This is a genomic window from Acinetobacter piscicola, from assembly GCF_015218165.1.
Taxonomy (GTDB): domain Bacteria; phylum Pseudomonadota; class Gammaproteobacteria; order Pseudomonadales; family Moraxellaceae; genus Acinetobacter; species Acinetobacter piscicola_A.
This window is the reverse complement of sequence record NZ_CP048659.1, coordinates 3694002-3707817: the sequence shown is the minus strand read 5'-3', so window position 1 is coordinate 3707817 and position 13816 is coordinate 3694002. Positions and strand designations below refer to the sequence as shown.

Annotated in this window: 9 protein-coding genes; 6 read left to right on the top strand and 3 right to left on the bottom strand. The window is 33.2% G+C overall.

All coding sequences use genetic code 11. The features are described 5' to 3' along the window. Window positions 1-16 precede the first annotated feature (16 nt). From G0028_RS18300 to G0028_RS18285, 4 genes are all read left to right on the top strand, one after another. Complete coding sequence (locus tag G0028_RS18300; RefSeq protein ID WP_227554751.1) at window positions 17-2434, top strand: dynamin family protein; 2418 nt, start codon at window positions 17-19, stop codon at window positions 2432-2434. A gap of 82 nt (window positions 2435-2516) precedes the next feature. Continuing rightward, window positions 2517-3404, top strand: coding sequence for a diguanylate cyclase regulator RdcB family protein (locus G0028_RS18295; protein ID WP_180046570.1), 888 nt, complete (start codon window positions 2517-2519; stop codon window positions 3402-3404). Continuing rightward, entirely contained in the window at window positions 3401-4492 is a 1092-nt protein-coding gene (locus G0028_RS18290) for a patatin-like phospholipase family protein (RefSeq protein WP_218946339.1), read from the top strand. Before G0028_RS18295 ends, G0028_RS18290 begins: the two co-directional genes overlap by 4 nt. 237 nt (window positions 4493-4729) lie before the next feature. Then, entirely contained in the window at window positions 4730-5068 is a 339-nt protein-coding gene (locus G0028_RS18285; protein ID WP_180046572.1) for a hypothetical protein, read from the top strand. A 216-nt stretch (window positions 5069-5284) separates the two neighbouring features. On the opposite strand, the gene G0028_RS18280 is transcribed toward G0028_RS18285, so the two are convergent. Genes G0028_RS18280 through G0028_RS18270 form a run of 3 tightly spaced genes read right to left on the bottom strand, consistent with a single transcriptional unit; the run spans window position 5285 to window position 11368 of the window. Then, entirely contained in the window at window positions 5285-8449 is a 3165-nt protein-coding gene (locus G0028_RS18280; RefSeq protein ID WP_373687889.1) for a tyrosine-type recombinase/integrase, read from the bottom strand. Further along, window positions 8436-10697, bottom strand: a complete 2262-nt coding sequence (locus tag G0028_RS18275; RefSeq protein WP_180046576.1) for a hypothetical protein — start codon at window positions 10695-10697, stop codon at window positions 8436-8438. The genes G0028_RS18280 and G0028_RS18275 overlap by 14 nt, the downstream gene beginning before the upstream one ends. Then, a complete protein-coding gene (locus G0028_RS18270) occupies window positions 10694-11368 on the bottom strand; it encodes a hypothetical protein (RefSeq protein ID WP_180046578.1) in 675 nt (224 codons plus the stop codon). The genes G0028_RS18275 and G0028_RS18270 overlap by 4 nt, the downstream gene beginning before the upstream one ends. 277 nt (window positions 11369-11645) lie before the next feature. Here G0028_RS18270 and G0028_RS18265 point away from each other — a divergent pair, with 277 nt between their 5' ends. Beyond that, window positions 11646-12395, top strand: coding sequence for a metallophosphoesterase family protein (locus G0028_RS18265; protein WP_180046580.1), 750 nt, complete (start codon window positions 11646-11648; stop codon window positions 12393-12395). A gap of 535 nt (window positions 12396-12930) precedes the next feature. Then, window positions 12931-13815 (top strand): DUF4007 family protein, encoded by an 885-nt coding sequence (locus tag G0028_RS18260; RefSeq protein WP_180046582.1) that lies wholly within the window; start codon window positions 12931-12933, stop codon window positions 13813-13815. The last annotated feature ends 1 nt before the right edge of the window (window position 13816 follow it).

Sequence of the window (13816 nt, the reverse complement as noted above, 5' to 3'; positions counted from 1 at the left end):
CGTATGGAATAAGTCAATGAATACAAGTGTTGATACTTTAAGAGAAGAAGCTCAAACTTTATTGGAACTTGAAAAAAATCTATTATCACAGATGTCAGAAAAGGGAGTATTAGATCATGCAAATGAACAAAATCAAGCGACTCTCGATACTACATCAGTCCAACAAGAACTCATGATTTTACGTGGAGAAGCACTTAAAGTCACTGAATTAGAAATGGTGCTTGCTGTTGTTGGAACGATGAAAGCTGGTAAGTCGACCACGATTAACGCCATTGTTGGTCGTGAAATTTTACCTAATCGTAATGCACCGATGACTGCAATTCCTACTTTGATTAAACATCGTAAAGGACAAAAACAGCCACATTTAACTTTTTCTAAAAAAGCCAGTCAACCTGCAAATCAATTGGTGCGGGATTTGAAAAAGTGTTTTCAGCAAGAGCAGTATACTGCAACACTTGAAAAATTAAGAACAGATAAAGACTTGTACCTTACGGTTGAAAGAATTCAACAAGGCATCAAAGTTGTAAATGATGCAGTGGGTGAGAAACAAATTTTCGATTTTTTAGTTTCAATCAATGATCTTGTTCGTATTGCACCACATTTTGATTTGGAATTTCCATTTGATCAGTATCAAGAAGTAGATCAACTTCCTGTCATTGAAGTTGAATTTGCACATTTACAGGAAATGGAAGAGCAAGGTGGCAAACTCATTTTGCTTGATACTCCGGGACCGAATGAAGCAGGTCAAACCCATTTACGCCCAATGCTACAAGATCAGCTGAAAAAAGCATCAGCTGTTTTAGCTGTAATGGATTATACCCAACTTAAATCTGAAGCAGATGCACAGGTGCGTGAGGATATACAAAGTATTGCCCATACTGCAAAAAATCGTATTTATGCGTTAGTGAACAAATTTGATAACTGTGACCGTAATGGGATGAAAGAACCAGAGGTTAAAACATTTGTTGAGGGACTCACTGAAGGGGTGATCAAACAAGAGAATACCTATCCCGTTGCTGCTAAATGGGCTTATTTGGCAAACAGGGCGAAAAACGAACGTTTTGAAGACGGTTCTTTACCTGATGTTGAGAGCAATGGTTGGGTCGAAGATTTTTATGATGAAGCGGGCTTACGCCGTGAATCACATCGAACACCAGAACGGATTGCAGAAGCGATAGATGATTTATGGCAAGACTCTCTGTTTAGTCAGCCTTTAAAAGAAGTGATTGCAGCATCGCATCAAAAGGCTGCATTTGTTGCATTAGACTCAGCAGTTGATAAGTTGGATGAATGCTCTGAAAAAATTAATACAGTGTTGAGTGTAAAAGAAACAGCCATTCATAAAACCACTGATGAGTTACAGCGAGTTATTACACAGTTAGAGCAAGATATAGCTAGTATTGATGATACACAGGATCAGGCTGAAAATTCAATTCAGGGACTTCAAAATAATTTTTCATTAGAGATTAATCAGTTTATTCATGAGCAATTTGAAGATGTTAAGAGTACTATTATTCAAAAGACTTCTGAAGGGAATGAGCAAACAAAAAAATTGGAAAAAAATAAAACTACAATTTCAAATGAGAATAAAGGAGTAGTATCGTTTATTAAACGTTATATGAAAGATAAGGCTAAAAGGTTCTTTGGTTTTGGTAATGCAAAGATTAATTTAGAAAAAGGTCATATTGAATACGATTCTAAAAATCCAATTCTTGATTTTGGGGAAGATAAAACAGCAGCAACAGATTTTTTAAAACAAATAGGTGAGATTCTTCCTGTCGTGAATATGAAGATTAATCAGGAAGTTGAGAAACAGCTAGATACATTGCTAGAAGATTTTGAAAGTGAGTTTAAAGATAAAATCTTAGTACAGGCGCAAAAATCGATTCAAAAAGTCAATCAAACCTTAAGTACAGGCGGTTTTGATGACATTCAACTCAGCCTACCTAGCCATAAACAGTTAGCATTAAAGACTTCGAGTGCGAAGATGATGAAAAATGTTATGAATGTAAAAAGTCATCAGGAAACACGATCAAGAGTGGTTGATAGTGCATGGGGCAGATTTAAAAATTGGTTTAGTGATGATTGGGGTCGTGAGGATTATACTGTGACTGTAAAAAACTATACCATTGATATGAATAAGGTTTCTGAGGAAATTCAGGTAAGTTTAGCGCAAAGCCAAAAAGAGATTCAGACTGCGTTACAGAAAGAAATTAATGCACCTCTAAAACAAGCAAGTTACCAGTTTTTTAAAGTCTTTAAGCAAAAAATTATGGGATTAACTGCGGATATTCAAAACAGTTTAGATGCCAAGCAGCAGTTTCAGCAAAATGAACAAGAAGCAATGGAGATGATTTTGGCACTCAAAAAAGAATGCCAAAATATACAGGCACGTACGCAACAGTTGAAAAGCATTGTGTTACAGAAACTTTAAGGCAAATTTTATTTTTAATTAAATCTACCGAATCGAGGTTGTTTATAACTTTTAAATAACCTCATTTTATAATGAGTGATCTATGTCTTCTCAAGTATTAGAAGTTTTACCCTGTATCGCAGATAAGTTTGTCATTGAAATTGCAAATAGTATCCAAGTGTCACAAGACCATGTGCGAGTACAGTCTAAGCGATTAGGAAAAGTCGCCCGATTAGTCGATGGTTTCACAGGTGCAGGGCAACAACGACAACAGCAAATTAATCAGAATATGACGACGGGTCTAAATGCTGCGTTTGATTGGTTAAATGCTTTGACGTGTGAATTAAGCTTAGGATTTACTGCAATAAAAGTGGTAAATCAGAAAATTACTGAAGTACAAAATGCAGTGACGGATTTAGCAGAATTTAGTTTCGAAACACGGCATCAGTTACAACAATTATCTATTAACTTACGAGATCGTTGTGATGGCTTAGATGAACGACTTTCTCTAGTTGAAGCTGAAATAGGTGCTGAGCGTCAAATTACTTTACTGTTTAAGCAATGGGAAACAGGTAGTTTTGCTCATATTTCTCCCTTGTTAAGATTGTATACCGTTTTGGAACGCCTATATTGGGGCGAGTTTGGATCTTATTACCGACAGTACAATACAAATTTTAAAGCTGAAAAAACGATTCAAAATCTAAAAGAACGAATTTGTTTAGAAGCCATTCAATGTTTAAAAAAAGATAAACAAATAGATCATGAAGAGTTTTTTCATCCATTACAGTGGGCGGAATCTCCAAAAGCATTGGATACTGATGTTATAGAAAGTTATGCATATATGGGGGATTGGGCGCATGTTGACAGAATGCCAATCCATTATTTTGCATCACAACAACCTGAACAATTATCTTTATATCTACCTCGGGTACTTACCGCTGAGGGGTTAGCACGATCTTCTTTGGATGAAATGTTTGGAGTGAGATCATGAAAATGAAGACAGGTTTGGTGTTATCTGGTGGTGGTGCAAAAGGTGCATATCATGTTGGTGTGGTCAAAGCACTTGCTGAATATGGCATTCAAGCAGATGCAATTGCTGGAGCAAGCATTGGCGCTTTAAATGGCTCTTTATTGGCAACAAGTCATTCTATGCAACAAGGTTATGAGCGTTTAAATAAAGTATGGCAACAATTAAGCCAACAATCGCCATTACGGTTTCAGTCTAAAAATGTATTTATTCCATCATATTTAGTATTGTTGGCAAGTTTTGGATTGCATTTTAATACACCTAACATGTTGCGTTATATTGCTTATCGAGGTGGAAAAGGGCTTTTAGAGGCATTTAATCTTTATCCTGATTCTTTAAAGAAATTTGAAGAAAAATTAAGTGGGGCAGACAGTGTATTGGACAATGCTCCATTGACATCATTGATAGATCAATATTTGGATTGGAAGGATTTACAGAATGGTACACCGTTATATGTTTCTGCATATAAAAGTAATGGTGGATTTTTGGATATTTTAGGCTGTATTGCTGCAATGTTAGACATTAAAAATACAGCACCATCAGAATTTTTTTGTCTGCAGCAGTTATCAGAACAAAATTGGAAGAATGCTTTAATGGCATCTGCTGCTTTACCGCTATTGTATGAAAGCCAAAAAATAAATGGGCAAGCTTATACAGATGGTGGACAAGGTGGGTGGAAAACGGTACAAGGAAATACTCCCATTACTCCATTGGTTGAAGCGAATTGTAATTTAATTATTGTCAGTCATTTATCAGATGGATCTCTGTGGGATCGTCATCGTTTTCCAGAAACTACAGTTATTGAAATACGACCACAAAAAGCAATTAACAGAGATGGGATGGCTGATTTATTGGCTTTTAAGCCATCTCGTATCAATGAATGGATGGAACAAGGTTATACAGATACAGTCGCTTGTATTGGGAAAATTAAAGAGGCTTTAGAAAATCGGAATCGCTTGAATACTGTGATGCGAACCCAGCAACAAGCAGAACAGGAAATGCTGAGTAGTTCAGAGCGTATGCAAAATATGATGGCAAAATTAAAAAAATGAGTTGATGTGAAGAAATATACGATCAACAGGGATCATTAAAAATAGTACCATACTGAGATTATGGTGCTATTTTTTGAATTATAAAATAATAATTACTACTTTAAAAATAAACATATAAATTTAATGTCTATAACCAAGCGACATCACCTGTCTGACCCTCATGTTATTTTTATAAAACAATAAACAAGGAAAAGCATTATTTACCTTGTATATTTTTATAGAATCAGAGGGTTAATCATGAAATTATTAAAAGTTTTTGCTGTTGTTGTAATGGGATGTATTTCATTTCAAAGTTATGCAGTAAGTTTAGACGTGACTGATACGTTGTATCATTTTGCAAAAAAATGTAATACGCAAGGGAAGGTGGCTTATTTTTTAGATGATACTGGTAGATGGCAAGGCTATTCTGCAAATCAAATTTATCAAGAATATAGATACATGTTGGATATGTCTTCTTTTGGATCATTGAATAGTGACTCTGCACCTTCTGTATCAAGTAATGATGTGCAGGTATATTTGAAGAATACTAGAGCAAAACGTTTAGCTGCTGCTCAAAATCATTTGATGTGTAAGTAATTAATTTTTTTAAGTTATGTTTCTTTTTGGTTTCTAAAGATGAAACTACTATTGGTTTGTCCTGCATTAGAAGTGATAAATTAAAGGTTAAAATGTTTAGCAACCTTTAAGATATTTTTACGTAGTGATTGTTTATTCATCGATATTGGGCAGAAAAACTAGTTATTTCTAGCTTCATTATAGAGTCAGCAACTCGCAGCTCATATTTTGAATCGCCTAAAATTTAATTTTAGGCTTTCCAATACAAGCTAAATGCAAACAAAACTTAAAAACCCCCAGTGCTCTTTGCTTATTTTTAGAAAAAAGCTGTAACCGAACATAATTATCACGCAAAGTGGGTGCTAATACTTTTTGAGTTCTTAATACTTTAAATAGTAAAGGTTGATTTTTACGTGTAATCAAATCACTTAAATCATTACCGGTAATATTCCAGTATTCCGTTGGGAATAAATTGTGAATTTTGCTATAAAATGCTTCAAGCTGATCCACCTTTTTGCGTGGAAAATGAATTCCTGAGTGAGATGCTGTAACACGCTCTAAAAATAACTGCAGCGCCTGAAGAATCAGTGTTGGATTGTTTTCATATTCACGCTGAAGTTTGTCGAAAAAATATGTATAGATTTTAATTTCCTCCTGTGTATCGACCTTTGCAGGTTTTAAGCCGTTCAGACGTGGCTGTCCTTTTTTTGAGGTCAGTTTCTTGAGCTCTTTGGCATTATTGAACCAATAATCAACGAGTGCAAAAGGCAGACCATATTCGGCAGCGACCTGTTGAGGATCCTCTAAGGTTTCGAGTCGATTTAAGCATTGATAAAACAGTTTAAATGATACTTTTGATTGCGGTGTACCTGCAAAAAATTGAAAATAATCATGTGGTTTATAATTGAGAACTGAAGGATCTACAAAAATAGATTCGAAATTGCTTTTTGACCATTCATTCTGTTGATTTAATAAAAGCTGACTTAATTTTTCAGCATACTGATCAAAATTAAAGGGTTTATTGGGATGAACAGAATTAAGAAATTTAAAACAAGTTAATTTAGGGGTATAGCCCATTATTTTCATGGCTAATTCAGTAGATATATCCGGTTGATGTTTGAGTAATTTTGTACCTGCAATAAAATAGCTGAGGTGGATGTAGCTTCTAAAAGTTTCAGTTGGATCAATATGACCAAGAAGGTGGGCGATGATGAACCAATGATTTTGGTCATGTGAATTGCGCAAAAGTTCTTGCCGAATCTGATGATACTCTTCTAAAGAATAATCTGTGAGCCTTTCTACCCAAGGTGAATATTCACAATTTAAAATCAAAGCAAAATGGTTTGCGGCACTATGTCTGAATGAATGAAAGGAATAATCATGGCTTTGTAAAAGTTGATTTAAGAGTGTAATCAAAGGCACGGTTACAGTATTTTTTTGCAATTTGGTCTGTTGATTCCACTCAGCAAAAATGTAATCGTTTTTAGTACCTGACAGACGTTTTTCAATAATAAATTGGTGGAATAGCTCATATTCTTTCTGTTTTAGCAAACAGTAGGTCGGAATAATACGTTCAGAACTGTCCGTTTTTAACTGGTGTAAATTCCCTTGTTTTTTTGAACCGTAAGGCTGAATCCAAATAGATAGCTTTTCTAATCCTTCTACATCACGAATGCGTAAACCCAAAATTTCATTAATACGCATCCCCGTACGATAGGCCAATATATAAATCAATTTAAGATATTGATATTGGCTATGTTCAATGAGATGTTCGGCATTTTGTTGATCTAGTGTATTGAATAACACTTTTAAAGTTTGATGCCCAATGATTCTTGACCGAGGTCGTGTTTGTGTAGCGATCATTTCAATTTCAAAAGAATCAGCATTAAATACAATTTGTTGAAACTTATGAAACCTTTTGAGCATTTGGATAATTTGGGGTTTAGATTTTTTAGCTTCGTTTTGACTAGGTTCTTCTTCTATTTTAGTTATAGACTCATCTGGAATGAATGTATTACTGATGATTTGTTCGTAAAGCTTATTAAGCAAGATATTTGGATCATCTTCATTACTTATATATTGTAGAGAATAGCTTAACCATGGCTCAGCAATACGTGTGTAATAGGTATAAATGGAATGGTCAGATAATGGATTATTGTTTTGGAATGACTTTTGAAATAGAGCAGCATCGACATTTAAAAGTGCTAAAAGAGGTGAAATTAAAGCGTTAGCGGGTTTATATAAGCTGATTAACCACAATACGATTCTTTGACTATATTCATTTAAGTTAGCATGATTCAACATGATATATTCAATGATTGAATGTTCAGTCGCGTGATCACTTTGCGTAGAACGAATAAATTTTAAAAGATCTTTATGCAGTTTAAGTGTTTGCTTCATGGCTTGATCGGATTGGACAAATGCAGGTTGAGCGGGCGCTGCACTAGATTTCTGCGGATCTGGAGATTGAGTATTTGTAATAAATTGAGGGCGATAAAAGTTTTGAAACTCGTGTTTGGATAATCCACAGGTTTGTATATTTTCAATTAAGCATTGTGACAAAGCAGGGTCAATATCGGCATCTTTCAGTTGAGTCCAATGAAAGTTAGAATGATCTCTTAATAATTTATATGTTCTACGATTAAAATCAGAATTCATCTTTGAAAAAATGAGCTGTAAATATTCGTCAACGGTTAGATTGATTTTACGAATCTGTCGCGTATTAAAATGAATTAACCATAAACGGGTAATATGATCAGGAATAAAATTACGAGACTTTCGAATGGTTTTTTCATCGATAAATAAATCCCCATAGCCCGGTGAGAGGGGAGTTAGAAATATAATATTAGTTTGATCAATACTTTGAATATTGGTTGGATTTTTTAGATATTCCAGCAAGGCATTTAATGAAGACGCTTGATTGAGTCCAGCAAATAACATGGATGAAATCAGTATATTTGCAATAATTTCATCATCTGAAAAAGATTGATGATCCTTAGCCAACTCCCAATAATCCCAAAGCTTTTCGATGATCTCATCAATTTTATACCCAGATTGAAACCATTCAGAATTTCTGACCAAGGCATCCCGTTGCATAGTAAAAGGAAGATAAGGTATTGGAAAAGGATCTAAGCGATTTTGATTTTTCTTTGAAATAAAATTTTTAAAAAATTGATGCGCTTGGATTTTCCAAGCATTACAAGTTGCATGCTGTTGGATAAATTTATAAATTTCATCATATTGATGCTCAAATTGTTCTAAATGTTTCTGATACAGTTGAGTGATATAGGGATGTAGTATTTTCTCAACATCTATTTCAATACGCTTTTTACCATCGAGCCGTTTTTGTTTTCGGCGATCTTCTGCAAATGATATTTTTTTAATTTTCTTAGAGGATGACATCAATATTAATCTCTGGAATTTGAAAAGCCGCTTTCATTTGTTGTAATACATCTGCAATTTTTGAATATTGTGAAAAGGATAAACTAGAAAAAGGATGTGCTACCTCTTGCTGCATTTGTTCATGACCGAAGAGTGCTAAAATTTCAGGTTCAGAAATTTTATCTGTTAAAAATGCACGTGCAGTATGTCGATGCCAATTGGCATGATTTAAACCGAGTTCTAAATGAAAATTTTTGACAATAGCGGGGCTAAGACTTTTCCATACGCCATCTATACATAAAGATAATAGTGGCTTTTTACTGTCGAGAATATCTTGGATATGTTGACCCATTTGCATCTCATTTTTTCCCAAATAATGTTTTATATTATTGAGAAAGCATACGAAATTTTGAACTTCTTGAACTAAGAAATCACAGAGTGGAATGATCCGACCATCACCTTGTCGTCCTCCCACTTCTTTGTCTGAAACATAGAAAATCTTCCTTTTTAAATTAAAGTTTTTTAGAAAACCTGGAAAATCAGCAACAGGTCGGGCAGATGTAAATAGCAGTAAAATATTCCACATCCAAATGCTGTAGTGATTAAACTTTCCGATCCAATCCTCAGCTGCACATTGATACATCTTCGTGGCAAGCACATTGAAAATATGTTGAATAATATGAGCTCTTGGTGCTTTTCGACTTCCAAAATTTAAAGATGAATCTAGGTGAATTTCTGTATATCGTTTTCCTAGATCTTGATTGAGTTGTTGAATAATAGAAATATATTTTTGCTGAATTTTTAATATATTGTGATGACAATATGAAATAGAGGAAGCTTGATTGGCATCAATGCCTAAGAGAATATTGGCGAGTTGTTGATCTCCTGTGAGTTCGTAAATTCTATGGTGTAATAAAGAATTTGTTTTCAATAGTGATAACTTAGGAATAAACAACTTGTTTTTTAATAGATTAATTTTTTTATAAATCGCTTCAATTTCAATCTTTTCGCCAGCCCGTAACCCGTCTATAAGCTCGTTGGCAATGGGAAGATCAAAATAAATAGTATCATTTAATAAGCCTTTGAAAGGAAATTCTTTATTCTCAAAAATGGTAAATTTTGTGGAAAGGTAATATTGCTGATTTTTATATATCAGGGTTTGTCGTGTTGTTAGATTTTTAACCCGACGACTCTGTGCTTTGATCCAATGATCCGCAGAATTTCCGGTCAGAAACATGAGCAATAAAATCAGGCTTTCTTTTTCGCCACGAAGAAAGCCGTGATATAACTCTTTTAGTAAATATTGAATACTGGATGGATTGGGATACAAGCTACTACTTGTCAGTAAATGTTCTTTTCTCTGGATATGTTTAGCAATAACCAAATGAAAGTAGTTTTGGCTACTGGTTGAATAATTTGCGATGGGTGAAATATGACTTGGATTTGTGCTAATCACTCTCGCTTCTGGTTCATCAAGTTGATTTTCAAGATTAAGTGCTTTGCTTTTAGAGACGGTGACTAGGTCAACAGTTTCTTCAATCAGTTGATCTTCATCTAAATAACGCGTTTGGATTTGTCGTTGAACATTTGCACGAGCAATTTTAGCCTTATTCTGTAGAACATAATTAAAAGGAATGCGAATGTCATTGATGAGGTGTTGATCAAATTCATCAAGTTGATCTGAATCAGTAAGAGACTCAAGATAAGTAACAAGGTCTTCTAATGAAAGTGTGGGTTCGGGTAAATACTCCGCAAAGAGTTTCAAATAATTATCAGTATTTTGGTGCTTACGTGAATGGCTTAACACCTTATTGGCATTGCGCATACGATGAAATAAGCGTTTTACAGTATTGAAATGTTCTGTGTAAGCTTCTTTAAATAAATCAGGTCGAAGCGCAGGTAAAGCCATTAAATAAATTGCAGCTTTGATCGATAACACATTCCATATCATCGCTTTATGGTGAGAATCATTTAGCTGAGCGATAGAGTTAACATACCAAACAATAGGGGTGTCACTGACTTTGCGTTTTCGGGTAGGTGCAATTATTTCAAGTGAAAATTCATCTTGAAATTGAATATCAAAATCAATTTGTTCGAGTTGTAATCCCGTTAAATAGCCCTCTGTGTTGACCGAACTAAGAAGATTAGCGACATACTGAATATGTTCTGCTGTTTTTAGATCTTCATCCGTAAACAGTTTATTCAAAATATGTTTTAAGGAAATAATCAGGCTATTGGGATCTTCAAAATTTAAACTTTCTTGGGTCATGAGGAGGTCCAAATTAAGTCAGGTGTTAATACAAAATTGGGATCATTTAACATCGCTTTTGCTATCGCACTATTTTTCTCTAAATCATCGAGTGTTTGCTTACGACGCTTTTCGATGCTTTTGATTTGTCGTTGTAATTGCTGATCTGATACCTTGAGCTCTTTGGCCAGTACCTCTAGTCCCATAGTTTTATGTGCTTTATAGGAGTATTGTTTATTGAGCCTCAGTAAACACTCGCTTGGAATATATTGATTAATAAAGGCTTGTAGTCGTTTAGGATTGAGTTTTGTTAACTGATAGGGGTACTTGCGCAGATCATGTAAAAACTCATTCCCCACATAGACTTTAAGTGCATCTATATCTTCTGCATTTTCAGGATATTGATAAACATGAAAATGAATAAATCGATCTGATTGACTAAAATAATAAAAACGTGTGAGATGATGTACGCAAACGTAACTATCATACTGAGGGGCTTTGCAAACAGCCAAATATAGGTTTGAATCAAATGATAATTCTAAGTTGAAATTTAAGCCTTTAAATAATTCTGTATAACAATTATAGATCCCAATAAAGTCTGGATGAATTTGGTGTTTAACCAGACTAATTTTTTTATCTTTAAGTATTTTGTGTCCACCTAAAATTTGATTTAAATCAATTTGAAAGGCCATCTCAAAATCCATATCTCATTATTTACTTATATATGGATACGATTGTTTTATATACAAATGCAAGTGGTGTTTTCAATATATAGTTATTTTTTACAATAAAAATACAATATCTTGTGTTTTTTATAAAATGTGATATTTCTAATCTAATCAATTTGATTTTACATTGACAGTACCACTTTTATTTAAAATGACATGATTTTTGGTTTAATCTTGAATTCATTTTAGTTGTTCAATATACAGCGATCAGATCTTATTTTTTAATAGCTTGGGAGGATAATTGAAACTACAAATCCTATCAGATACACATAATTCAGACTATCAACTGTCACTAGATGCTGATGTCATTATCCATGCAGGCGATTTTTCCAATTGTTTGAGTGGGGTCACCCACTTTGCAGAATTATGCAAAAGTCTAAATAAAAATTTTATATTTGTTTTGGGCAATCATGACTATTATGGTTCTCATTACAATGAGGTGATCGATTTTTTAACAATAAATTATCCTAATAATGCATTAAGAAATGATAACCATATAAAAATAAAAGATAAAATATTTGTTGGTGGCACGCTTTTTTCAAATTTTCGAACCAATATAGCTGATATAACTCCTGAAATGTTATTACAGTTTAAAAAAGATGCAGAGCAAAGCATTTATGATTTTCAAAAAATTACGATTGAGCCGGGCAATACATATATCAGGGCTGATGATTTCATCATGTTATTTGAACAGTATTATCAGAATATTATGCAATTTAAAAATCAAGGTAATGTCATTGTTGTGACCCATTTTCCACCGAACTTAGCATGTTTGGATCCTTACTGGGGCAATCATCCAATTGCATCTGCTTTGAATCCATATTTTATTAATGATTTGGATTTAAAGGGTTTTAAATTATGGATATCAGGGCATACACATACAGCAATTGATACCGTAGTTGATGGCTGTCATTTGGTCATTAATCCTTTGGGCTATCCACAGGAACAAGGAAAAAATGGTTTTAGAGAGAATTTAATAATAGAAATTTAAAAGGATATTAAATCAAACTGATTTTTATTTTAAATGAGTATATCAACGACAAATTTTGACGCTAAAAAATTCAACAATCATCAATAGCTTTTGCAATGTTTTGTCTATAGAGATTTGTTTTTATATCTGCTTGGTATTTTCTTGATATGAATGCCCTATTTGTGACTTCAGGGTGATATTTCATTTTTTCATAGGGACATTCTTTCAAGAAAATTGGTCTTAGATATAACTGATACGATTCATATTATTATTTTACATTTCAATAAAATATGTTGAATTTGTATTTAGGTAGTAATGGATATCCTAAATAATGTGAAATTTTATTTAAGTTTTTAATTTAATTATTAATTTTTTAAATTTGAGTCTCATCTATTGAAGATTAATAACTTTTATGTTGTTGTACAATTAATTATTTTTGATTGTACGCTTATAGAGAAAGACAGATTGTGTCGTTATAACAGAGTTAGTTCTTGAATAGGATGATAATGATGTATAATCTACTGGAGATATTCTTCCAGTTAATTTAAAGACAACTATGAGTTTTACACTACGCTTTTCAGGTCATGAGACTTTTGCATTAAGATATGGATGGCTTAATAAGTCTTATAATTTATTAGATTACAAAGAAAAAAACGAAGAAAATTTGGTTGTTGACTTAGGTGTAGGTAAAAATATGGTCAACAGTATTAAATATTGGACCGAAATTTCAGGTCTACAACCGTTAAAAGTCAGTGATCAAAAAAAAAGGTATATTTCTAACATTACAAAAATTATTAAGTTATATGATTCTTATTTAGAGAAACCGGTATCAAACTGGCTTTTGCATTATTATATTCAAAAAAATTATTCAGAATTAACTTTTTCTCGATGGTATTTCAATTTTTCAAATAAGCAGTTTTTTGATAAAAATGATTTAATTTTAGATTTAATGGATTGGCTAAACACTGAGGGTTTAAAAGTTCCTGCACTTGCAACATTACAGAAAGATTTTGACTGTTTTGCACTCTGTTATGGGAAAAAACTAAGTAAAACATTTAAAGGAGAAGATAGTTTTATCTCTCCTTTAAATGAGTTAGGTTTACTGTATCATTTAGAAACAAATAAATTTAAGTCCGATTTCACTGAGCAAAAGGGTTTAAAACCTGAAGTGTTTTTATACTGTCTTGTAGATTTTTGGCAAACATTTTTTAAAAACACTTCAACGATTAGTGTTGATAGTATTTTAACTATGCCTGGAAGCCCTGGGCGTTTGTTTAGAATCAATAATATTGGTATTGATTTTTATTTGAATCAATGTTCATTACTTGATAAAAGATTTTTTTGGTCTGATACATTAGGTATTCGTAGTCTAGCATGTGAAGATATTCAAGCTTTTGATTTAAATGAGTTATTAGGAAAAATTTATAGTGAGAGTAAGTAAG

What these genes read in the sequence shown, in the direction of transcription:
- G0028_RS18300 (WP_227554751.1), top strand. Translation starts at nt 17, where the DNA reads ATGAATACAAGTGTTGATACTTTAAGAGAAGAAGCTCAAACTTTATTG.
- G0028_RS18295 (WP_180046570.1), top strand. Translation starts at nt 2,517, where the DNA reads ATGTCTTCTCAAGTATTAGAAGTTTTACCCTGTATCGCAGATAAGTTT.
- G0028_RS18290 (WP_218946339.1), top strand. Translation starts at nt 3,401, where the DNA reads ATGAAAATGAAGACAGGTTTGGTGTTATCTGGTGGTGGTGCAAAAGGT.
- G0028_RS18285 (WP_180046572.1), top strand. Translation starts at nt 4,730, where the DNA reads ATGAAATTATTAAAAGTTTTTGCTGTTGTTGTAATGGGATGTATTTCA.
- G0028_RS18280 (WP_373687889.1), bottom strand. Translation starts at nt 8,449, where the DNA reads ATGTCATCCTCTAAGAAAATTAAAAAAATATCATTTGCAGAAGATCGC.
- G0028_RS18275 (WP_180046576.1), bottom strand. Translation starts at nt 10,697, where the DNA reads ATGACCCAAGAAAGTTTAAATTTTGAAGATCCCAATAGCCTGATTATT.
- G0028_RS18270 (WP_180046578.1), bottom strand. Translation starts at nt 11,368, where the DNA reads ATGGCCTTTCAAATTGATTTAAATCAAATTTTAGGTGGACACAAAATA.
- G0028_RS18260 (WP_180046582.1), top strand. Translation starts at nt 12,931, where the DNA reads ATGAGTTTTACACTACGCTTTTCAGGTCATGAGACTTTTGCATTAAGA.